14 protein-coding genes and 1 pseudogene are annotated in these 23,212 nt (G+C 72.6%); 7 read left to right on the forward strand and 8 right to left on the reverse strand.

What is annotated here, in order from left to right:
• Window positions 1-3: 3 nt before the first annotated feature.
• The 6 genes from ACQ614_RS25775 to ACQ614_RS25800 all read right to left on the reverse strand — a co-directional run bounded on the left by ACQ614_RS25775 (window position 4) and on the right by ACQ614_RS25800 (window position 9,364).
• Window positions 4-2,043, reverse strand: a complete 2,040-nt coding sequence (locus ACQ614_RS25775; protein WP_431681058.1) for a protein meaA — start codon at window positions 2,041-2,043, stop codon at window positions 4-6.
• Entirely contained in the window at window positions 2,043-3,380 is a 1,338-nt protein-coding gene (ccrA, locus tag ACQ614_RS25780) for a crotonyl-CoA carboxylase/reductase (RefSeq protein ID WP_431681060.1), read from the reverse strand. Before ccrA ends, ACQ614_RS25775 begins: the two co-directional genes overlap by 1 nt.
• Window positions 3,381-3,752: 372 nt before the next feature.
• Window positions 3,753-4,661, reverse strand: a complete 909-nt coding sequence (locus ACQ614_RS25785; RefSeq protein WP_431681061.1) for a TetR family transcriptional regulator — start codon at window positions 4,659-4,661, stop codon at window positions 3,753-3,755.
• Between the two features lie 282 nt (window positions 4,662-4,943).
• Entirely contained in the window at window positions 4,944-6,719 is a 1,776-nt protein-coding gene (locus ACQ614_RS25790) for a 3-hydroxyacyl-CoA dehydrogenase family protein (protein WP_431681062.1), read from the reverse strand.
• Window positions 6,720-7,182: 463 nt separating this feature from the next.
• On the reverse strand, window positions 7,183-8,682 hold the full coding sequence (locus ACQ614_RS25795) for an MFS transporter (RefSeq protein WP_431681064.1): 1,500 nt from the start codon (window positions 8,680-8,682) through the stop codon (window positions 7,183-7,185).
• A 40-nt stretch (window positions 8,683-8,722) separates the two neighbouring features.
• Window positions 8,723-9,364, reverse strand: coding sequence for a TetR/AcrR family transcriptional regulator (locus tag ACQ614_RS25800; protein WP_431681065.1), 642 nt, complete (start codon window positions 9,362-9,364; stop codon window positions 8,723-8,725).
• A gap of 194 nt (window positions 9,365-9,558) precedes the next feature.
• On the opposite strand from ACQ614_RS25800, the gene ACQ614_RS25805 reads away from it, so the two are divergent.
• Both ACQ614_RS25805 and ACQ614_RS25810 read left to right on the forward strand, forming a co-directional pair.
• A complete protein-coding gene (locus ACQ614_RS25805) occupies window positions 9,559-10,884 on the forward strand; it encodes a glutamine synthetase (RefSeq protein ID WP_431681067.1) in 1,326 nt (441 codons plus the stop codon).
• A 3-nt stretch (window positions 10,885-10,887) separates the two neighbouring features.
• Window positions 10,888-11,964, forward strand: coding sequence for an amidohydrolase family protein (locus ACQ614_RS25810; RefSeq protein WP_431681068.1), 1,077 nt, complete (start codon window positions 10,888-10,890; stop codon window positions 11,962-11,964).
• Window positions 11,965-12,002: 38 nt separating this feature from the next.
• Here the strand turns inward: ACQ614_RS25810 and ACQ614_RS25815 are convergent, their stop codons facing one another.
• Entirely contained in the window at window positions 12,003-13,553 is a 1,551-nt protein-coding gene (locus ACQ614_RS25815) for a cellulase family glycosylhydrolase (protein ID WP_431681069.1), read from the reverse strand.
• A 221-nt stretch (window positions 13,554-13,774) separates the two neighbouring features.
• Between ACQ614_RS25815 and ACQ614_RS25820 the strand changes: the two genes are divergently transcribed.
• Together ACQ614_RS25820 and ACQ614_RS25825 are read left to right on the forward strand one after the other, a co-directional pair.
• Complete coding sequence (locus tag ACQ614_RS25820; protein WP_431681070.1) at window positions 13,775-16,696, forward strand: glycoside hydrolase family 48 protein; 2,922 nt, start codon at window positions 13,775-13,777, stop codon at window positions 16,694-16,696.
• 208 nt (window positions 16,697-16,904) lie between these two features.
• Window positions 16,905-18,392, forward strand: coding sequence for a S8 family peptidase (locus ACQ614_RS25825; RefSeq protein ID WP_431681072.1), 1,488 nt, complete (start codon window positions 16,905-16,907; stop codon window positions 18,390-18,392).
• A 141-nt stretch (window positions 18,393-18,533) separates the two neighbouring features.
• Here ACQ614_RS25825 and ACQ614_RS25830 read toward each other — a convergent pair.
• Window positions 18,534-19,423 (reverse strand): annotated as a pseudogene (locus ACQ614_RS25830) (HipA family kinase).
• 95 nt (window positions 19,424-19,518) lie between these two features.
• On the opposite strand from ACQ614_RS25830, the gene ACQ614_RS25835 reads away from it, so the two are divergent.
• The 3 genes from ACQ614_RS25835 to ACQ614_RS25845 all read left to right on the forward strand — a co-directional run bounded on the left by ACQ614_RS25835 (window position 19,519) and on the right by ACQ614_RS25845 (window position 22,997).
• Window positions 19,519-19,956: an SRPBCC family protein gene (locus ACQ614_RS25835; protein WP_431681073.1), complete on the forward strand. Its 438-nt coding sequence runs from the start codon at window positions 19,519-19,521 to the stop codon at window positions 19,954-19,956.
• Between the two features lie 113 nt (window positions 19,957-20,069).
• Window positions 20,070-21,251, forward strand: a complete 1,182-nt coding sequence (locus tag ACQ614_RS25840; RefSeq protein WP_431681074.1) for a glycosyltransferase — start codon at window positions 20,070-20,072, stop codon at window positions 21,249-21,251.
• Window positions 21,252-21,533: 282 nt separating this feature from the next.
• Window positions 21,534-22,997: a sugar transferase gene (locus ACQ614_RS25845; RefSeq protein ID WP_431681076.1), complete on the forward strand. Its 1,464-nt coding sequence runs from the start codon at window positions 21,534-21,536 to the stop codon at window positions 22,995-22,997.
• The last annotated feature ends 215 nt before the right edge of the window (window positions 22,998-23,212 follow it).

The following is a 23,212-nucleotide window of genomic DNA, read 5'->3' on the forward strand; positions in this document are numbered from 1 at the left end:
GGGTCAGCTGGTCGCGGTCGTGTGCGGCGCCGCGGCCCACGGCTGGAGCCTGTTGGCCAGCCGGATCTCGTCCACGATCCGGCCGATGATGGTGGTGATGCCGAAGTCCTTCGGGGTGAAGACCGCGGCGACACCGGCGGCCTTGAGGGCCTCGGCATCCGCAGCGGGGATGATGCCACCGACGATCACGGGCACATCCTCCACCCCCGCGCGCCTCAGCCGCTGCAGGACGTCGGGCACCAGCTCGGGGTGGGCGCCCGAGAGGATGGACAGGCCCACGCAGTGCACGTCCTCCGCGACGGCGGCGGAGACGATCTGCTCCGGGGTGAGCCGGATGCCCTGGTAGACCACCTCGAAGCCGGCGTCGCGGGCCCGGACGGCGATCTGCTCGGCGCCGTTGGAGTGCCCGTCCAGACCCGGCTTGCCGACCAGCAGGCGGAGCTTGCCGGTGCCGAGCTCGGCGGCCGTTGCGGCGACCGCCTCGCGGACGGCGGCGAGCTCGCCGCCGGGCTCGGCCGCCACCGCGACCGGGGCGCCGCCCACGCCGGTGGGGGCGCGGTACTCGCCGAAGACCTCGCGGAGGGCGAAGGCCCACTCGCCGGTGGTCACGCCGGCGCGGGCGCAGGCGAGGGTGGCCGGCATCAGGTTGTCGGTGGTCACCGCGGTGGCCTTGAGCTGCTCCAGGGCGGCCTGGGCGGCCGCCTCGTCGCGCTCGGCGTGCCACTTCTCCAGGCCGGCGAGTACGGAGCGCTCGGAGGCAGGGTCCACCACCATGATCGCGGTGTCGAGGTCCGCGGTGAGCGGGCTCTCCTCGGTGGTGTCGAAGCAGTTCACTCCGACGATCTTGTCCTCGCCGGCCTCGATCCGGGCGCGGCGGGCCGCGTGCGAGGCGACCAGGTTGGACTTGAGGTAGCCGGACTCGACGGCCGGGATGACGCCGCCCATCTCCAGCACCTTGGCGATCTCGGCCTCGGCGCCGGCGAGCAGCTCGTCGGTCTTGGCCTCGATCACGGCGGAGCCGTTGAAGATGTCGCCGTACTCCAGCAGGTCGGACTCGTAGGCGAGCACCTGCTGGATGCGCAGCGACCACTGCTGGTCCCACGGGCGGGGGAGGCCCAGGGCCTCGTTCCACGCGGGCAGCTGGACGGCGCGGGCGCGGGCGTCCTTGGAGAGGGTGACCGCGAGCATCTCCAGCACGATGCGCTGGACGTTGTTCTCCGGCTGGGCCTCGGTGAGGCCGAGCGAGTTGACCTGCACGCCGTAGCGGAACCGGCGCTGCTTGGCGTCCTCGATGCCGTAGCGCTCGCGGGTGACCTTCTCCCAGAGCCGGGAGAAGGCCCGCATCTTGCACATCTCCTCGACGAAGCGGACGCCCGCGTTCACGAAGAAGGAGATCCGGCCGACGACCTCGCCCATCCGCTCGGCCGGCACCTGGCCGGAGTCGCGGACGGCGTCGAGGACGGCGATCGCGGTGCACATGGAGTACGCGATCTCCTGGACCGGGGTGGCCCCGGCCTCCTGCAGGTGGTAGCTGCAGATGTTGATCGGGTTCCACTTGGGGATGTTCGCGACCGTGTAGGCGATCATGTCGGTGATCAGCCGGACGGACGGCCCGGGCGGGAAGACGTGCGTCCCGCGGGACAGGTACTCCTTGACGATGTCGTTCTGGGTGGTGCCGGTGAGCTTGGCGATGTCCGCGCCCTGCTCCTCGGCGACCACCTGGTAGAGCGCCAGCAGCCACATCGCGGTGGCGTTGATCGTCATGGAGGTGTTGGTCTGCTCGAGCGGGATGCCGTCGAACAGGGTGCGCATGTCGCCGACGTGGCCCACCGGCACGCCGACCCGGCCGACCTCGCCGCGGGCGAGGACGTGGTCCGAGTCGTAGCCGGTCTGCGTGGGCAGGTCGAAGGCGACGGACAGGCCCGTCTGACCCTTCGCCAGGTTCCGCCGGTAGAGCGCGTTGGAGTCGCTCGCGGTGGAGTGGCCGGCGTAGGTCCGCATCAGCCACGGACGGTCGCGCTGGACACCTTCACGGTCTGCCATCAGATGTCCCGGAAGCGGTTGATCGCCGGCAGGTGCTTGGCACGCAGCTCGTGGTCGCGGACGCCCATGCCCTCCTCGGGGGCCAGGCAGAGCACGCCGACCTTGCCCTGGTGCTTGTTGTGGTGCACGTCGAGGGCGGCCTGGCCGGTCTCCTCCAGGGAGTAGACCTTGGAGAGGGTCGGGTGGATCTTGCCCTTGGCGACCAGGCGGTTGGCCTCGAACGCCTCGCGGTAGTTGGCGAAGTGCGACCCGACGATGCGCTTCAGCGACATCCACAGGTAGCGGTTGTCGTACTGGTGCATGTAGCCGGAGGTGGAGGCGCAGGTGACGATGGTGCCGCCCTTGCGGGTGACGTAGACCGAGGCGCCGAAGGTCTCGCGGCCCGGGTGCTCGAAGACGATGTCCACGTCCTCGCCGCCGGTGAACTCGCGGATCTTGCTGCCCAGGCGCTTCCACTCGCGCGGGTCCTGGGTGTTCTCGTCCTTCCAGAACTTGTAGCCCTCGGCGGAGCGGTCGATGATCGCCTCGGCGCCCATGGCGCGGCAGATCTCGGCCTTGGCGTCGTTGGAGACCACGCAGATCGGGGTGGCGCCGCCGGCCAGCGCGTACTGGGTGGCGTAGGAGCCGAGGCCGCCGCTGGCGCCCCAGATCAGCACGTTGTCGCCCTGCTTCATGCCGGCGCCGTTGCGGGAGACCAGCTGGCGGTAGGCGGTGGAGTTGACCAGGCCCGGGGAGGCGGCCTCCTCCCAGGTGAGGTGCTTCGGCTTGGGCAGCAGCTGGTTGGTCTTCACCAGGGCGATCTCGGCGAGGCCGCCGAAGTTGGTCTCGAAGCCCCAGATGCGCTGCTCCGGGTCCATCATCGTGTCGTTGTGGCCGTCCGGGGACTCCAGCTCGACCGAGAGGCAGTGCGCGACGACCTCGTCGCCGGGCTTCCAGGCGTTGACGCCGGCGCCGGTGCGCAGGACGACGCCCGCGAGGTCGGAGCCGAGGATGTGATACGGCAGGTCGTGGCGCTTGGTCAGCGGCGACAGGCGGCCGTAGCGCTCCAGGAAGCCGAAGGTGGAGACCGGCTCGAAGATCGAGCTCCACACGGTGTTGTAGTTGACGGAGCTCGCCATGACGGCGACCAGGGCCTCGCCCGGGCCGAGCTCGGGGAGGGGGACCTCGTCCAGGTGGAGGGACTTGCGGGGGTCCTTGTCGCGGCTGGTGAGGCCGGCGAACATCTGCTCCTCGTCCTTGTGGAGCGTCACCGCCCGGTAGGACTCCGGCAGCTTGATCGCGGCGAAGTCCGCCGAGGTGCTGTCGGAGCTGAGGATCGCGTCGAGGATTTCGTTCATGGCTGCCTCCGAAGGCGTACCTGTGTGAGGGCACAGGGCGTCTGGGGGAGCCGGGAGCGGACACCGGCTTCGCTGAGGGTCTGGGTGGGATTGGTTCGACGGTCTGCGACGGATGTGGTGTCGCCGAAGTCGTGCTTGCCCCCGAGGTGTGGGGACGCCGGACACGGCGCGCCGAGGTGGGGAGCCGCGGCGCCGCGACTGGTGGGTAACAAGGTAATGGCACCCTGTGCCACTCGTAAAGGCACCGGGTGTCATCAGTTCGAGTGATGTGGATCGCTGTCCGGGCCGGCCGGGTGCACCACGCGAAGAGGCCCGCCCCGGACAGCCGGGACGGGCCTCGAAAACCGCTTCCACCTGCGAAAAAGCCTGGAATCAGGCCGTTCTGGCACCGCCCAGGGCGGACTTGATCGAGTCCAGGACGAGGTCCAGCGGGGCGTCGGTGCGGGCCACTGTGATGAGGACCTCACCTCCGGGGCTGGCACTGAGGGCACTCACCGCGGCGGCCTCCAGGGCTGAACCGGTGTCACCTGTGGCACCCGGTGCCACAAGAGTGCCACGGCGTCGCACCCCGGTCGGCGCGGTCGCCCAGAAGGTGCCCCTGATGACCTCGAAGGAGTGGTCCAGCTGGGCCTCCACGTCGCCGTGCCCGCCCGCCCGCAGCCAGCGCCGCAGCACGTGGTTGTGGGCCGCGACCACGGCCGCCGCCGACACCTCGGCCAGCATCGAGTCGTCGTCCCCGCCGCGCTGCCAGCCCGGCGGGATCTGCTCGGCCGCGTCGAAGCGCCCCAGCAGGTAGCGGGTGAACAGCCGCTCGTACCGGGCCACCACCGCGATCTCGCGCTCCCGCAGCGCCGGCACCTGGCGGATCAGCTGGTAGCGCGCCACCGAGACGCCCGGCGTGGAGGCGTACATCCGCAGCACCTCCTTGATGCCGCGGCAGACCACGTCCAGCGGGTGCTCGTCCGGCTCGGCGCTGGCCAGCAGGTCGGCCACCCGGACGAGGGTGTCGTCGTGGTCCGGGAAGATCGCCTCTTCCTTGGAGCGGAAGTAGCGGAAGAACGTCCGCCGCGCCACGCCCGCCTCGGCGGCGATCTGATCGACCGTCGTCTCCTCGTACCCCTGGTTGGCGAACAGGTCCATGGCCGCCGCCGCCAGCTCCTGGCGCATCTGCCGGCGCTGCGCCGCGGCACGCCTCCCGCCCGGGCCGGGCTCGGCGGGGCGGGCGCCGTCCACCGGCTCGCGGGGCGGCTGGGGCTGCGCGGTTGACTGTTCCCGATCCATGCCCGGAACGCTACACGTCCCGGGCGCCGCTCCGGCCGGCCGCGCCCTGCGGACGGGCGCCACCGGCGGCACGGCCGCGGGCCGGGGCCAGCGGGGCGGCACCGCGCTCTGGTTCCACGCCGGCCGGCCGGCCGGTGCGACGTTGCTCCGAGGCAGTCTGCCTCCGGGCTCGGTGTTCATCTGCGACTCCTTGCAGCTCGGCGGCCGATCGTGTCCGTGATGTGCGGGGAGGGCCGCCCCCCGCGGGCCGCGGCGGGCCGGCGGGGGACGGCCCCCGGTGCGTCAGCGCCGCGCGTGGTCGCGGAAGCCGCGGCCGGTCTTGCGGCCCAGGCAGCCCGCCGCGACCAGGTGCTCCAGCAGCGGCGCGGCCGCCAGGCCGGGCTCGCGGAACTCCTGGTGCAGCACCTGCTCGATGGTCAGCGAGACGTCCAGGCCGACCACGTCCAGCAGCTCGAACGGCCCCATCGGGTAGCCGCAGCCGAGCTTCATCGCGGTGTCGATGTCGTCCACCGTCGCGTAGTGCTCCTGCAGCATCCGCACCGCGTCGTTCAGGTACGGGAAGAGCAGCGCGTTGACGATGAAGCCGGCCCGGTCGCCGCACTCCACCGCGTGCTTCTTCACCTTCGCGCACAGCTCCAGCACGGTGGAGGTGACGTCCGGCGCGGTGAGCACGGTGGAGACCACCTCGACCAGCTTCATGGCCGGCGCCGGGTTGAAGAAGTGCATGCCGATCACGTCCTGCGGCCGCGAGGTCGCGGTCGCGCAGCTGATCACCGGCAGGCTGGAGGTGGTGGTCGCGAGCACCGCGCCCGGCTTCACGATCTTGTCGAGGGTGGCGAACAGCTCGCGCTTGATCTCCAGGTCCTCGGCGACCGCCTCGACCACCAGGTCGACGCCGGCCAGGTCCGCGTAGCTGCCGGTCGGGGTGACCAGCGCCAGCACGGCGTCCCGCTGCTCCGCGCTGAGCCGGCCCCGGGAGACCGAACGCTCCAGCGACTTCTCCAGCTGCGCCTTGGCGCGGTCCGCCTTCTCCTGGCTGCGGGCCGCCAGCAGCACCGGCAGGCCGGCCTTGGCGAACACCTCGACGATGCCGGTCGCCATGGTGCCCGAGCCGCAGACGCCGATGCTCGCGACGGTCCGGCCCGCGACCCGGGTGCCGGCCGCGGCCGAGGCCTCGGCGACCACCCGGGAGGACCCGGGCGCCTCGTAGCTGTAGAAGCCGCGGCCGGACTTGCGGCCGAGCAGGCCCGCCGCCGCCAGCTGGCCGAGGATCGGCGCCGGGGCGTGCAGACGGTCCTTGGACTGCTCGTACATCGCCTCCAGCACGGTGCGGGCGGTGTCGATGCCGATCAGGTCGAGCAGGGCGAGCGGGCCCATCGGCAGGCCGCAGCCGAGCCGCATCGCGGCGTCGATGTCCTCGCGGGTGGCGTACCGCGACTCGAACATCGCGGCGGCCTGGTTGAGGTAGGCGAAGAGCAGGCCGTTGACGATGAAGCCGGCCCGGTCGCCGGCCGCGACCGGCTCCTTGCCCAGGTCGCGGGCGAAGGCGGCGGCGTCCTCGGCGGCCTGCGGGGAGGTCAGCACCGTGCGGACGACCTCGACCAGCTTCATGGTGTGCACCGGGTTGAAGAAGTGCAGGCCGAGCACGCGCTCCGGGCGGGCGGTGGCGGCGGCGATCCGGGTCACCGACAGGGCGGTGGTACCGGTCGCCAGCACCGTCTCCGGCGGGCAGATGCGGTCCAGCTCGGCGAAGATCTCCCGCTTCAGCTCCAGCTGCTCGGGCACCTCCTCGATCACCAGGTCGGCGCCGGCCGCGGCGTCGAGCCGGTCGCCGACCGAGATCAGGGCGAGCAGCGCGGTGCGCTCCTCGGCGGTCATCCGCTCGCGCCGGACCGCGTTGGCGGTGGTCTCCTCGATCCGGGCCAGCGCCCGGCCCGCCGCATCGGCGTCGGCCTCGATGCCGAGCACCCGGCGGCCGCTCTTCGCGACGGCGACGGCGACGCCGGCACCCATGGTGCCGAGGCCGACCACGGCGACAGTGGGGAAGGGACGCTCCATTGTCCTGACTCCTTGTCATGGGCCCGTGCCGCGCTCCGGCGCAGCCGGGCGCTCGGCGGCGAGCGGCGGCAGGGTGCGCTGGAGGAGGGTGCGGCGGCACGGGAGTGCGGGAAGGCGGGGACGGCCCCGCGGAGCACGGACCGGTCCGCTCCGGTCGTGCCGCGGGTGTGCCGAAGTGCTCAGGCGCGCTGACAGAAGGACAGGCGGCGCTGAACCGATGCAGGGAGAAGAGACGGCCGCTGGGGCCGGAGACCACGCACCGGGGCAGCCGCGTGATGCCGCGGCGCCGACCACGCCGGTGCGGCTCCCGAGGCCCGGCGCTGGTACGTGCGGGTCACTGTAGCGGAGTTACCGCCCAGTAGGAAGAGCGCCGCGCTGGTCGGAAAAACACACCGGGCCCGGGCGCAGAACGCACAGCGGCCCGCCGGGAGAACCCGGCGGGCCGCTGCGGCGGTGGGAGGGGTCAGTGCGCCATCACGGGGACGGCGTCCTCCTTGGCCGCGCCCTCGACGGTCGCGTGCATCTCGGGGCGACCGGTGTTGATCAGGACGGCGGCCACGGTGGCGGCCAGCACCAGGATGCCGAACGACCACCAGATCGCGGTCGAGAAGCCGTGCACCATGCCCTGCAGCTGGAGCAGCTGCTGCGGCGCGCCGTCCTTGGCGTGCGAGGTCAGGTACGCGGTGGTGGCGCTGGCCGCGATGGTGTTCAGCAGCGCGGTGCCGATGGCGCCGCCGACCTGCTGGGAGGTGTTGACCATGGCCGAGGCGACACCGGCGTCGCGCGGCTCGACGCCGTGCGTGGCCAGGCTCATCGCCGGCATGAACGCGGTGCCCATGCCGAGGCCCATCAGGATCAGGCCGGGCAGGATCAGCGCCGGGTAGGAGCTGTTCACGTCGATCTGGGTGAGGATCAGCATGCCCAGCGAGGCGACCAGGAAGCCGGGCACCATCAGGTAGCGCGGCGGGACGCGGGTCATCAGCCGGGCACCGATCTGGGTGGAGCCGGTGATCATGCCCGCCACCATCGGCAGGAAGGCCAGGCCGCTGGTGACCGGGCTGTAGCCGAGCACCACCTGCAGGTAGTAGGTGAGGAAGAGGAACAGGCCGAACATGCCGATCACGGCGAGGCCGAGCGACAGGTAGACACCGCCGCGGTTGCGCTCGGTGACCACGCGCAGCGGCAGCAGCGGCGCGGAGACCTTGCTCTCCACCACGGCGAACGCGGCGAGCAGCACGGCGGCCGCGGCGAACAGGCCGACGGTGATGCCGGAACTCCAGCCGTCCGACTCGGCGCGGGTGAACGCGTACACCAGGGCGACCAGGCCGGAGGTGACCAGCAGCACGCCGGGGATGTCCAGCTTGTTGCGGTTGCGGCTGCCGACCGGCTCGCGGATGACCAGCACGGCGCCGAGGATCGCGACGACCGCGAACGGGATGTTGACGTAGAAGGTCCAGCGCCAGTTCAGGTACTCGGTGAGCAGACCGCCGAGGATCAGGCCGATGGCACCGCCACCGCCGGCGATGGCGCCGTAGATGCCGAAGGCCTTGGCGCGCTCCTTCGCCTCGGTGAACATCACCGCGAGCAGCGACAGTGCGGCCGGGGCGAGCAGCGCGCCGAAGACGCCCTGGAGGGCGCGGGCGCCGAGCAGCATCGGGGTGTTGACGGCGGCGCCGCCGAGCGCGGAGGCCAGGGCGAAGCCGGTGAGGCCGATGATGAAGGTCCGCCTACGGCCCCACAGGTCGGCGATCCGGCCGCCGAACAGCAGCAGTCCGCCGAAGGCCAGCGCGTAGGCGGTGATCACCCACTGGCGGTTGCCGTCGGAGATGCCGAGGTCGTGCTGGGCGGAGGGCAGTGCGATGTTCACGACGGTCGCGTCGAGGACGACCATCAGCTGGGCCAGGCCGATGAAGGCGAGTGCCTTCCAGCGGCGCGGATCGGCCTGGAGGCCGGTTTCGGACATGGGGGTACCCACTAACGTGCGTAGCGTGCGGTCGGGTCGGTCAGTCGGCGCGCTTGAGGTCCTCGAAGGACGCGGCGCGGCCGGGAAGTACGGAGGTCGCCGGGGCTCGCAGGCCGTCCAGGAAGACCTGCAGGTGGCGATGGACGAACTCGTCGAGGTCGATGCATCCGGTGCCCGGGAGCGGGCGGGTGAGCTGGGTGATGCCGAGGAAGTAGTCGCCGACGCCGATGTCGGAACGCAGCTGCCCGCTCGCGTGGGCGCGCGCGATCAGCTCGGTCGTGGCCGCCTTCAGCCGCAGCCGCGCCCCTTCCAGTTCGGGGTCGTCGTGGTCGATGTGGTCGGAGACCATCGGGCAGAGCGCGCCGATGCGCTCGTCCGCGGCGGCGTGCGTGAACCGGGTGAGGCCCTCGAAGGCGTCCGGCTCCGCGAGTCCGGCCTCCGCGTGCTCCAACACCCGGGTCAGCACCGAGAGGGTCACGTGGTAGAGCAGCTCGCGCCGGTCGGAGAAGTTACGGTAGAGCGTGGCGTTGCCGACCCCGGCCCGGCGGGCGATCTCGTCGAGCGGCGCCTCCGCGCCGTGCTCCACGATCGCCTCGCGGGCGGCGGTGATGATCCGCGCGCGGTTGCGGCTGGCGTCCGCGCGGAGCCGCTGGCCGGCCGGCTTGGTGCTGACGGTCGTCATCGGACTCCCTTCCCTTCCGGGGACTCGTTCCCCGTTTGTGCGGACACGGGGTTAAACGGGGAGCAGGTCCCCGGAAATTCCCCTTCCGATGTGACCTGCGTCACGCCATTCGAAGATGGCCGATTTCACCCTCCCGGGCGGCTCCCACCGCGGGGCGTTCCCCCCCCGGACGCCGGGGACGGCAGCATGGGCCCATGGGTAGCGCGCAGACCAGGGCCGGGCAGGCGGAACGGGCAGAGGAGGCAGCCGCGGAACTCGCCGCGGCCGGCGTGGACGCCGTCGCACTCGGCTGGGTCGACAACGCCGGCATCACCCGGGCCAAGGCCGTCCCCGTGGCCCAGCTGCCGCACGCCGTCAGGCACGGCATCGGCGCCTCGCCCTGCTTCGACTCCTTCCTGGTCGACGACTCGATGGCCCCCGGCGGCGGCCCGGTCGGCGACCTCCGGCTCGTCCCCGACCTCGACGGCCTGGTGCCGCTCGCTGCCCAGCCCGGCTGGGCCTGGGCCCCGGTCGACCGCCGGACCCAGGACGGCGCCCCCCACCCCGGCTGCCAGCGCTGGTTCGCCCGCCGCACCGAGCAGGCGCTCGCCGCCCGCGGGCTCGCCGTCCGCGCGGGCTTCGAGATCGAATGGGTCGTCGACCGCCCCGGCGAGCCCGAGGGCGGCGCCGCCTACGGCATGGACCGGCTGATCGACCGCTCCGACTACCTCCGCGACGTGCTGCGCGCCCTCACCGAGCAGCACCTCGCCGTCCTGCAGATCCACCCCGAGTACACACCCGGCCAGTTCGAGGTCTCCGTCGCCGCGGACTCGCCCGTCCGCGCGGCCGACACCTCCCTCCTGGTGCGGCAGACCGTCCGGGCCGTCTCCGCACGCCACGGACTGCGCGTCTCCTTCGCCCCGGTGGTGGCACCCGACGGCGTCGGCAACGGCTGCCACCTGCACCTCAGCCTCTGGCAGGACGGGCACAACCTGCACGCCGGCGGGCCCGGCCCGCACGGCCTCACCGGGCAGGCGGAGGCCTTCCTCGCCGGCGTCCTGGAGGAACTGCCCGCGCTGCTGGTGCTCGGCGCACCCGCACCGTCCTCCCCGCTGCGCCTCGTCCCCGGCCGCTGGGCCGGGCCCTACCGCTGCTGGGGTCTCGAGAACCGGGAGGCCGCCCTGCGGCTGATCACCGGCTCCGCGCCGGAGCAGGCCAACGCCGAGGTGAAGTGCTTCGACGCGGCGGCCAACCCCTACCTCGCGGTCGGCGGGGTGCTCGCCGCGGGGCTCGCCGGGATCGACGCCGGCCTCCGGCTGCCGCCCGAGGTGCCGGACGACCCGGCCCGCAGCCACGGCGTCGAACGGCTGCCGCACAGCCAGACCGCCGCGCTGGCCGCCTTCCGGGCGTGCGCGCCGCTGCGGGCGGCGATGGGGGAGGAGCTCTACCGCGCGGTGCTCGACGTCCGCGGCGCCGAGGCAGCCCTGTTCCGCGAACGCAGCCCGGAGGAGACCGTGGCGGCGACCCGGTGGAGGTACTGACCGGTGCTGGTCGACCACCACTGCCACAGCGTCGTCGCCGAGGAACTGGACGAGGCGGCCTTCGCCGCGCTGATCACCGAGTCCGACCGGCCCCCAGCCGCCGGCACCTCGCCCTTCGACAGCGCGATCGGGCTCGCCGTCCGCCGCTGGTGCCCACCGCTGCTGGGGCTCGCCGCGCTCGTCGGGGCCGATGCGTACCTGGAGGCCCGCCGGGCCGTCGGTGCCGACGCGGCCACCGCCCGGATGCTCGCCGCGGCCGGCCTCACCGACCTGCTGGTGGACACCGGGCTGACCGAGGCCCGCGGCCGACCGCTGCTGCCGCCGGCCGAACTGGCCGCCCTGGCCGGCGCCCGGCTGCACGAGGTCGTCCGGCTGGAGTCGGTGGCCGCCGCCGTCCGGGCGCCCGCGCCGACGTGGCCGGAGGCGGTCGCCGAGGCCCTGGCCGAGGCCTGCGCCGAGGCGGTCGCGGTGAAGTCGGTGCTCGCCTACCGCGCGGGGCTCGACATCCCCGGCGGCCCGCCCGACCGCTCCGAGGTGGTGCGCGCCGCCGGCGCCCGGACGGACGGGCGGATCACCGACCCGGTGCTGCTGCGGCACCTGCTCTGGTCGGCGGTCGGGCTCGGGCTGCCGATCCAACTGCACACCGGCTTCGGCGACCCGGACCTGCGGCTGCACCGGGCCGACCCGGCAATGCTGGTGGACTTCGTCCGAGCGGTGGAGCCGGACGGCGTACCGCTGGTGCTGCTGCACGGCTACCCCTACCACCGGCAGGCCGCATGGCTGGCCCAGGCCTTCCCCCATGTGTACGCGGACGTCGGGCTGACCCTCTCCTACACCGGGCCGCGGGCCGCCGCGGTACTCGGCGAGGTGCTCGAACTGGCACCGTTCGGCAAGGTGTTGTTCTCCACCGACGCCTACGGGCTGCCCGAGCTGTACCCGGTGGGCGCCGCACAGTTCCAGCGCGCGCTCGGCACGGTGCTGGACGACTGGCGGGCGGCCGGGGACTGCACCGCAGAGGACGCACTGCAGATCGGCGCAGCCCTCGGCCACGGCAACGCCCGCCGGCTCTACGGAATCTGAAGGGGCGATTCCAAGGGCTGCCGGACGCCCCTGTGGCATTAGCCGATCGCGCGGAAGTGGTCCCGCAGGCCGATGCCGAAGTTGGTCGGGGTGCCGTCGTAGTTGCTGATCAGCGACGGGCCCGAGCCGCAGTCCCAGGTGTTCCAGGTCCAGCCCAGGTAGCCGAGCTTCCGGGCGTCGAACCAGGCCATCACCTGGTCGATGAAGCCGTGGCTGCAGGTGTTCTCGCCGATCTCACCGGCGACCAGCGGGACCTTGGCGGCCACCGGCTCCAGGGTGGAGGCCCAGCAGGTGCTGCTGGAGCAGGTGTTGAAGTTGTACACGTGCCAGGCCGCGGCGAGGTTGCCGGTCGGGTCGGTGGGCCTGTACGTCAGCCACTGGCCGAGGTCGTTGGAGTAGGCCACGCCGCCGAGCAGGATGACGTTCTTCGCACCGGTCGCCCGGACGGTGTCCACCAGCTTCTGGAAGCCGCTGACCTCGTACGGGATGCCGGGGCAGGCGCTGCCGCCGTCCCGCCAGCACAGCCAGCCCTGGGTGGTGGAGGACTCGGAGCGGTCCGGGTAGGGCTCGTTGAACAGGTCGAAGACGACCTGGTCGGTGCCCTTGAAGGTGTCCGCCACCGAGCTCCAGAACGGCACCGCGTTGGCGCCGGGCATCGGCTTCTGACAGGTGGCGTTGACGTCCGAGCAGCCGGAGGAGTAGCCGGTGTACTGGCCGCGGCTCCAGTGCATCTCGACGATCGGGGTGAGCCCGGCGTTCAGCAGTGAGTCGACCCAACCCTTGATCGCGGCACGGTAGTTGGCACCGGCGTACTCGGGCTTGACGTTGCCGGTGCCGATCCAGCAGTCCTCGTTGAGCGGGATGCGGACGGCGTTGGCGTGCCAGCTCTTGATCGCTGCGATGGCGGCGGCGTCCACCGGTCCGTCGAAGAAGCCGTACCCCTGGACGCACATGAACTCGGTGCCCGAGCGGTTGACGCCGTGCAGGGTGACCGGCGTGCCGGCCTCGTTCACCAGGGAGGTGCCCGACACGTGGAGGGCCGGGGCGCCGCTGCTGCCGGTCGGCGAGACGGAGGCGCTGGGCGAGGCGCTGGGGGAGGCCGAGCTGCTCGGCGAGGCCGAGACGGAGGCCGAGGGGCTGGGGGTGGGGGACGGCGAGGCGGTGGGGCCGCTGCCGGTGCAGGCGAGGCCGTTCAGCGCGAACGAGGTGGGGGCCGCATTGGTGCCGCTGTACGAGAAGTTGGCCCCGGCGGTCACCGACTGGCCGGCGCCGATGCCGGCGGCCCAGGCCGGGTTGGTGACGGTGACGTTCTTGCCGGTCTGCGACCAGGTGCCGTTCCAGCCGGTGCCGGAGAGCGTCTGGTTGCCGGTGTAGGAGTACGTCAGCGTCCAGCCGGTGACGGCGGTGGAGCCGAGGTTGTTGATCTTCACATTGGCGGTGAAGCCGGAGCCCCAGTCATTGGTCGTGTAGTCGACCGTGCAGGCGGTGGTGGCTGCCGCGGCGGTGCCGGGGCCCACCATGGCGAGCCCTGCGGCGGCGGTCGCCACCAGCGCCGACCCGAGCGCCAGGGCGGTGGTGCGGAGGGACATGTCCGCTCCTCGATGAGAGTGCTTCATGGGCGCGCTCCCACAGGCCCGCCCCGAAACATAGCCACTGGTGCGGGAGTTGCCAAGCCTCCCTGCTGCGCAATCTCTTGACATGCCTGTAACGCATCCTCATCCTTGGGAGCGCTCCCACAGATCCACGCACTGAAGCGAGAGCCGTGAATCGCCGCCTCGCCGTCGATCTCCCCCACCTTCAGGAGCCGTGCATGTCTCCCCCCACCACCTCGCGCACCACCCGTCTGTCCACGCTCGGCGTCTCGCTGGCCGTGCTTGCGGCCGGCCTCACCACGATGGTCGCGAACCCGGCCGCGGCCGCCGCCCTGCAGTGCTCCGTCGACTACAGCACCAACGACTGGGGCAGCGGCTTCACCGCCAACGTGAAGATCAGCAACAAGGGCTCCGACGCCATCAACGGCTGGAACCTGACCTACGCGTACACCGGCAACCAGACGCTCTCCGGCACCGGCTGGAACGGCACCTGGTCGCAGACCGGCAAGAACGTCACCGTCACCAACCCGGCCTGGGCCGCCGGCATCGGCGCCGGCCAGTCGGTGACCGCCGGGGCCAACTTCTCGTACAGCGGCACCAACACGGCGCCGACCGCCTTCGCGGTCAACGGCACCGCCTGCACCGGTGCGCACGCCGCCCCCACCGTGGCGCTCACCAGCCCCTCCGCGGGTGCCAACTACGCGGCGGGCGCGGCGATCCCGCTGGCGGCCAGTGCCGCCGCGGCGGACGGCGCCTCGATCAGCAAGGTCGAGTTCTACGACAACACCACGCTGATCGGCACGGCCACCACCGCCCCGTACACCTTCAGCTGGACGGGTGCCTCCTCCGGCAACCACTCGGTGTACGCGAAGGCGTACGACAGCCTCGGTGCGACCAGTGAGTCGACCCCGGCCGGCATCACCGTCGCGGCCGGGCCGTCGATCACCGCGGTGCCGACCACGCTGTCGGTCACCCAGGGCAAGACGGGCACCTTCGCGCTGAAGCTGTCCTCACAGCCGAGCGGCAACGTCACCGTCACCACCACCCGCACCTCCGGCAACACCGGGCTCTCCATCAGCTCCGGGGCCACGCTCACCTTCACCCCGTCGAACTGGTCGACCGCGCAGACCGTCACCCTGGCCGCGGACGCCTCCTCGACCGGCTCGGCGAGCTTCACCTCCACCGCCACCGGCTACACCAGCTCGGTGGTCACGGTGACCGAACTGGCCGCCGGGACGGGCGTGTACGACGACCGCTTCCTGCAGCTCTACAACAAGATCAAGGCTCCGGCGAACGGCTACTTCTCGCCCGAGGGCATCCCCTACCACTCGGTGGAGACCCTCCTGGTCGAGGCGCCGGACCACGGCCACGAGACCACCTCCGAGGCCTACAGCTACCTGCTGTGGCTGGAGGCGCAGTACGGCCGGGTCACCAAGGACTGGTCGAAGTTCAACGCGGCGTGGACGCTCATGGAGACGTACATGATCCCCACGCACGCCGACCAGCCCACCAACAGCTTCTACAACGCGAGCAAGCCGGCCACCTATGCGCCCGAGCACCCGCTGCCCAGCGACTACCCGTCGCAGATGGACAGTTCGGTGACGCCGGGCAACGACCCGATCGCCGCGGAGCTGAAGTCCGCCTACGGCACCGACGACATCTACGGCATGCACTGGCTGCAGGACGTCGACAACGTGTACGGCTACGGCAACTCGCCCGGCAAGTGCGAGGCCGGCCCGACCGACACCGGCCCGTCCTACATCAACACCTACCAGCGCGGCCCGCAGGAGTCGGTGTGGGAGACGATCCCGCAGCCCACCTGCGACAAGTTCGCCTACGGCGGCAAGAACGGCTACCTGGACCTGTTCATCAAGGACGCGTCCTACGCCAAGCAGTGGAAGTTCACCGACGCCCCGGACGCCGACGCCCGCGCCATCCAGGCCGCCTACTGGGCGGACGTCTGGGCCAAGGCCCAGGGCAACGGTTCGCAGGTCGCGACCAGCGTGGCCAAGGCCGGCAAGATGGGCGACTACCTGCGCTACTCGTTCTTCGACAAGTACTTCAAGAAGATCGGGAACTGCGTCGGCCCGACCGTCTGCGCCGCCGGCTCCGGCAAGAGCAGCGAGCACTACCTGCTGTCCTGGTACTACGCCTGGGGCGGCGCCACCGACAGCAGCGCCGGCTGGGCCTGGCGCATCGGCGACAGCGCCGCGCACGGCGGCTACCAGAACCCGATGGCCGCCTACGCCCTGGTGAACAACGCCGCCATGGCGCCCAAGTCGGCCACCGGCAAGACCGACTGGACGACCAGCCTGGGCCGCCAGGTGGAGTTCCTGCAGTGGCTGCAGTCCAGTGAGGGCGCCATCGCGGGCGGTGCCACCAACAGCTGGGACGGCGCCTACGGCACCCCGCCGGCCGGCACCCCGACCTTCTACGGGATGTACTACGAGGAGGCGCCGGTCTACCACGACCCGCCGTCCAACCAGTGGTTCGGCTTCCAGGCCTGGGGCGTGGAGCGGCTCGCGGAGTACTACTACGCGAGCGGTGACATCAAGGCCAAGGCCGTGCTGGACAAGTGGGTCACCTGGGCGCTGGCGAACACCACGTTCAACAGCGACGGCACCTTCAAGATCCCGTCCACGCTGGCCTGGACCGGCAAGCCGGACACCTGGAACGCGAGCGCGCCCGGCAGCAACACCGGCCTGCACGTGACCGTGGTCGACCAGACCAGCGACGTGGGCGTGGCGGGCTCCTACGCCAAGCTGCTGTCCTACTACGCCGCCAAGTCCGGCAACGCCGCGGCGAAGACGGCCGCGCAGAAGCTGCTCGACGGCATGTGGGCCAACAACCAGGACGCGCTGGGCATCTCCGTCCCGGAGACCCGCACCGACTACAGCCGGTTCAAGGACTCGGTGTCCGTGCCGTCCGGCTGGACGGGCACCATGCCCAACGGCGACGCGATCAACTCGGCGTCCACCTTCCTCTCGATCCGCTCCTTCTACAAGAACGACCCGGCCTTCGCCAAGGTCCAGGCCTACCTGGACGGCGGCGCCGCGCCGACCTTCACGTACCACCGGTTCTGGGCGCAGGCGGACATCGCGACCGCCCTCGCCACCTACGGAGAGCTCTTCAACTCCTGACACACGGCCCGGGTTTGCCCCCGGGACCTGACGGAGAACCGGCAGACCAGGTGCCCGGCCCGACTGACAGCGGGCCGGGCACCCGCGTTGTGTGCATTTCGTGTACCCGACCTCTTGCGGATCACCACGTACGGCCAATAGCGTCCGACCACTCACGTGCCACCGCCAACAGCGGGGCACACGACGAGACTCGGGAGGGTCAACCCCTATGAGTGTTCCTCGGATACGCCGGACCAGGCTGGCGGCGCTGGGCATCACCCTCGCCACGGCGGGAGCCATCGCGCTGCCGTCCGGAACCGCCGCCGCGGCCGGCGCCGCGGACGCGCCCGGCCCCCTGCTCAGCTACGTGGTGAACACCAAGGCCAACCACGGCCAGGTGAAGAAGGCCGAGCGGGAGATCGCCGCACTCGGCGGCACCGTGGTCGTCTCCTACGAGCAGATCGGCGTGGTCGTCGCCCGGTCCACCGACAAGGACTTCGCGGCCAAGCTGCGCGCGTCCAAGACCGTCGACTCGGTCGGTGCCAGCCGCACCGCCGGCATCGTGCAGAACAACGACGTGGAGGTCGCCGAGCCGGCCGCCGCCGCAGCCGCCGCGCCCGCCGACGGCTCCGAGCCGCTGTGGGCCAACCAGTGGGACATGCGCCAGATCGGCGTCGACAAGGCGCACGAGACCACCCTCGGCAGCCGCCGCGTGGTCGTCGGCGTCCTCGACTCCGGCATCGACGCCACCCACGAGGACCTCGCCCCCAACGTCGACGCCTCGCTCTCGGCCTCCTGCATCAACGGCGGCAAGGCGGACACCGCGTGGCAGTCCTGGCAGCCCACCTCCAGCGACCACGGCACCCACGTGGCCGGCACCATCGCCGCCGCCAAGAACGGCAAGGGCATCGAGGGCATCGCCCCGAACGTCCGCCTGGCCGCGGTGAAGGTCGTCGACGACGGCGGCTTCATCTACCCCGAGTACGCGATCTGCGGCTTCATGTGGGCCGGTGAGCACCACTTCCAGGTGACCAACAACAGCTACTACATCGACCCGTGGCTGTTCAACTGCAAGACCGACCCCGACCAGGCCGCCATCGTCACCGCGGTCAAGCGGGCCGTCGCCTTCTCGCAGCGCAACGGCGTGCTCAGCGTCGCCGCGGCCGGCAACGAGAACATCGACCTGGCGCACAAGACCACCGACACCACCAGCCCCGACGACACCACCCCCGTCCCGCGGCCGATCGACGACAACTGCCTGTCGCTGCCGACCGAGCTGCCGGGCATCGTGGTGACCACCTCCGTCGGCAACAAGGGCGACAAGTCCTTCTACTCCAGCTACGGCCTCGGCAAGGCGACCGTCGCCGCCCCCGGCGGCGACTCCCGCTACCAGCTGCCGGACACTCCGGACAAGAACGGCCGCGTGCTGTCCACCGTCCGCGGCAACAAGTACGCCTACATGCAGGGCACGTCGATGGCGTCCCCGCACGCGGCGGGCGTGGCCGCGCTGCTCGCCTCCACCCACCCCTGGGCGGGCCCGGACGAGCTGCGCGCCATGCTGCAGAACCAGGCCGACGAGCACGCCTGCCCGGCGGCCTTCGACCCGAGCGGCGACGGCGCCTGGAAGGCGGCCTGCGAGGGCAACAGCCACAACAACGGCTTCTACGGCGCGGGCATCGTCAACGCCGCCAAGGCCGCGCAGTGGTGGCGCCTGTGACGTCCGCCCGCTGAGCGACGGACGAACTCCCCTGCCCCGCCCGGGAATTTCCTCCCGGGCGGGGCAGGGCCGTTCCGGCGCCGGATGCGGAGGGATACCTCAGGGCCCCACGCGCCCCCGGCCCGGCCCTTCGGCGAAGGATCAGCCGACGTGCCGGCTCCAGTCCGACTCGACCCGGGCCAGACCGTGCCGGTTGGGCACCTGCTTGAGCCAGGCAGGCCCGCCAGCGTGGCGGCCGCCCGCCGCTCCTCGGCGGCGCGCAGCTCCTCGGGCGAGGCGAACTCGGTGGGCAGCCAGGCGGCGGAGCCCGCGGCACGCTCGGCCAGGTGCGCCACGTACGCCTCCCGGACACCGGCCGCCGAGTCGAAGCCCGGCTCGTCGGCGAGCCAGGCGTCCGGCACCAGGCCCACCACCTCGCGCAGCAGCTCCCCGGTGACCTGCGGGGCCAGCTCGGCGTCGGCCGCCGCGACCGCCGGACGGAACGCGCCCAGCGCGTGCGCGTTCATCGGGTACGGCTTGAGCACCGAGGCGGCGGCGCCGGACCAGCGGTGGTGGAAGATCAGCCCGGCACCGTTGTCGATCAGCCACAGCCGGTCGTGCCAGACCATCAGGTTGGGGTTGTGCACGGTGCGGTCGACGTTGCCGGTCAGCGCGTCCAGCCAGACCACCCGGCCGGCCTCCTGCGGGTCGACGGCCAGTGCGCCCGGGGTGAAGTCGCGGGCGCCGGGGAGCAGGTCCATGCCGAGGTTGAGCCCGGCGCTGGCCCGCAGGATGTCCTGGATCTCGGCGTCCGGCTCGTGCGCGGCCACGCCGGGGTCGAAGTCGACCAGCACCAGCGGCGGCACCCGCAGGCCCAGCCGGCGGGCCAGCTCGCCGACGATCACCTCGGCCACCAGGGCCTTCGGCCCCTGCGCCGCGCCGGTGAACTTCACCACGTAGGTGCCCAGGTCGTCCGTCTCGACCACGCCGGGCACCGAGCCGCCGGCGCGGAGCGGATCGAGGTAGCGGAGGGCGGTCACCTGATCGAGCACACCGGCAAGCCTAACCCGGGGGCCCGTGTGGTTGGCTTGGGCGCGTTCGGCCGGCGCCCCGAGCGGCGGCGAAGTCCAGTGAAGGAGAGCCCCCCATGGGCAAGGTCCAGGCCACCACCGAGCGGGTCTACCAGGCGTCCCCGCAGCGGGTGTACGAGGCGCTCGCGGACTACAGCACCGTCCGGCCCCGGCTGCTGCCCGAGCAGTACAGCGAGTACGAGGTCCGCGCGGGCGGCACCGGCGCCGGCACCCAGGTGCACTGGCGGCTGCAGGCCACCGAGAAGCGGGTCCGCGACTGCCTGTTCGACGTCACCGAGCCGCGCCCGCAGACGCTGGTCGAGACCGACGCCAACTCCAGCATGGTGATCACCTGGACGGTCACCCCGGCCGGCGAGGGCGCCAGGGTCGCGGTCGACGCCTCCTGGCAGGGCGCGACCGGCATCGGCGGCTTCTTCGAGCGCACCTTCGCCCCCAAGGGCCTCAACCGCATCCACGGTGCCCTGCTCGCCAAGCTCGCCACCGAGGTCGAGTGACCGTACGGCCCTCGCTCACCCGTACGGCCCAGCCCGCGCCGTACGGGTGGTGCCCCTCCCCGGGAGGGTGACATCACGACTGCCGGAGCCGACCCCAACCTAGGCTCGCGGCCGTGTATCTGACGATCCTTCATGTCGCGCAGCCGGTCGACGGCGGCGTGGCCCGGGTGGTGGTGGACCTCGTCCGCGGGCAGCGGGCGGCGGGCCACCGGGTGCTGCTGGCCTGCCCGCACGGCGGCCGGCTCGGCGCCGAGGCCGCTGCCGCGGGCGCGGAGCTACTGGACTGGCCGGCCGGGCGCTCGCCGGGGGCGGCCACCGTCGGCGAGGTGCGGCGGCTGCGCCGGATCGTCCGGGCCGCCGAACCGGACGTGCTCCACCTGCACAGCGCCAAGGCCGGACTGGCCGGGCGGCTCGCCGTCCGCGGGTCGGTGCCGACCGTCTTCCAGCCGCACGCCTGGTCGTTCGCGGCCGTCCGGGGCCCGATGGCGGAGGCGACAAGGCGGTGGGAGCGCCACGCGGCCCGCTGGGCCGCCGCCCTGTTGTGCGTGAGTGAGCAGGAGCGGGCCGACGGCGAGGCGGCCGGCGTGGCCGGCGCCTGGCAGGTGGTGCCCAACGGCGTCGACCTCGACCACCACGCCCCTGCGGACGCCGCCGCCCGCAGTGCCGCCCGCGCCGAGCTGGGCCTCGCTGCCGCAGGGCTCGATCCGCAGGCCCCGCTCGCGGTCTGCGTGGGCCGGCTGTGTCGGCAGAAGGGCCAGGACGTCCTGCTCGACGCCTGGCCGCAGGTCGCCGCGGCGCTTCCCGGGGCCGGGCTGGCGCTGGTCGGCGGCGGGCCGGACGCACCGGCGCTGGCCGAGCGGGTCGACGCCCTGCCCGGACCGCGCAGGGTGCTGCTGGCCGGCGACGTCCCCGACCCGCGGCCCTGGCTGGCCGCCGCCGACCTGGTGGTGCTGCCCTCGCGCTGGGAGGGGATGGCACTGGCCCCGCTGGAGGCGATGGCGGCCGCCCGGCCGGTGCTGCTCACCGACGTACCCGGCGCCCGCGAATGCCTGCCGCCGCCGCCCGACGCGGCCGAGCCGGTGCCGCCGGAGGAGCCGGATGCACTGGCCGCGCACCTGGTCCGGCAGTTGGCCGATCCGCACGCCTGTGCGCGCCGCGGCGAATCGGCCCGGGCGCACGTCGAACGGCGGCACGACGTGCGCGACACGGTGGCGCAGGTCGACGCGGTGTACCGCGCCGTCCTCCCCGTGCGGGCACCGCTCGGCCCTGATTCCCGTGTCTCCCACGGATTCTGATCGTTTATCCGACCGTGGGAGCCCTCGCGGGCGCTGCCGAGTCCGCAGCCGCCGCCGGGTCGGGGGGTGCCGCGTAACGAGTCGTCCGACAGTCCGACGAATGCGCAGGTGGAATGACACGGCACGTCAACTCGCCGCAGTGACAACGGCGATCGCTACTGTCTGATTTTGCCTGTTTCGTACATGTTCGGAGGGCCGGATTCGCCGTGCCCCGCGCCGGACCGTACGAGCCGATCGGCCGCCCCGCGACGGCGGATACACCACAGGGGAGTTCGCGCACCGATGACCATTGACCACGAGAGCGTGCCGCGGCCGGGCGGACCACTGTCGGCCCGGCGGCACCTCGGTACCGAGCTGCTCGACCGGCCCGCCGCCGGCCTCCGGGTGCGCACGGCGTCGCAGGTCGGCCGCCACCGCCGGCCGTTCCGCTCTCGGGTCGCCCTCCCGGCCGGACTGCTCGGCTCGGACGCCCTCGCCCTCGCCGCCGCCGTCGTCCTCACCGCCCCCGGCCGCCCGCCGCTCACCGCCGTCGCCCTGCTCGCCGTCCTGGTCCCGCTCAACGCCTCCGGCGGCCTCTACCGCAGCCGGCTCACCGTCTCCGCACTGGACGACCTCCCCGCCCTCGCCGCCCGCGCCGCCGTCTCCGTCGCCTTCGCCGTCACCCTCGCCGGCCCCGCCCCGCTGCTCAGGCTCGCCGCCCTGCTCGCCGCCTTCACCCTGCTGGCCTGCCTCGCCCGCGGCGCCGTTTACGCCCTGCTCCGCCGCGCCCGCCGCCGCCGCCCCAGCCCCACCCTGGTGCTCGGCGCCGGCCAGCTCGGCCAGCGCGTCGCCGCCGCCCTGCTGGAACACCGCGAGTACGGGCTGCGCCCGGTCGGCCACCTCGACAGCCAGCCGGTACTGCTCGCCCCCGACGCCCCGCTGCGCCTCCTCGGCGGCCTCGACGCCCTCGAGAGCCAGATCCGCCGCAAGCGCATCCACCACGTGGTCGCCACCGAGGGCACCGCCGACAACGCCGCCACCGCCGCCGCCCTGCGCAGGGCCGCCCGGCTCGGCTGCCGGGTCTGGGTGGTGCCCCAGCTGCGCGAGTACGCCGCCCTCGGCCGGCGCGGCACCGACCAGCTCTGGGGCTTCCCCTGCGTCCCACTGGAGCTCCCGGCGCTGCGCCGCCCCTCCTGGGCCCTCAAGCGGGCCCTCGACGTGGCCGCGGCCGGCCTCGGCCTCGTGCTGCTGTCGCCGGTGCTCGCCGCCTGCGCGCTCGCCGTCCGCTTCGACACCGGCCCCGGCGTGCTCTTCCGCCAGCAGCGCACCGGTCTCGACGGCCAGGTCTTCACCCTGCTCAAGTTCCGCACCCTGCGGCCCAGCAACGAACACGAGTCGGCCACCCGCTGGAACATCTCCCAGGACCACCGGATGGGCGCCGTCGGCCGCCTGCTGCGCCGCACCTCGATGGACGAACTGCCCCAGCTGTGGAACGTGGTCCGCGGCGATATGAGCCTGGTCGGACCGCGCCCCGAGCGCCCCTACTTCGTCATGCGGTTCGGCCAGGCCTACCCCGAGTACCAGGACCGCCACCGCGTCCCGGTCGGCCTCACCGGCCTCGCCCAGGTCAACGGCCTGCGCGGCGACACCTCCATCGAGGACCGGGCCCGCTTCGACAACCGCTACATCGAGAGCTGGAGCCTCTGGCAGGACGCCAAGATCCTCCTGCGGACCGCCGCCCTGATGCTCCACCCGGACGGGAGCTGACATGGCTGGTTATTCGCCCGCTCGCCTCCGGGCCCTCCCGACCCGGCGCCGACACTCTCCCCCAGCCTGGCGGCCGGGAGGTGCCCCCATGCTCCGTCGCTGCGCTCCCTCGCTCCTCACTTTCGACACCGGCGGGCCCTTCGGCTCGGGGCGGGTTGTCCTGCGCCCAGCCGTGATGGCCCACCCGGACGGGAGCTGACATGGCCCTCAGTTGC

It is taken from the genome of Kitasatospora dryopteridis (genome assembly GCF_050749075.1).
Classification (GTDB): Bacteria; Actinomycetota; Actinomycetes; order Streptomycetales; family Streptomycetaceae; genus Kitasatospora.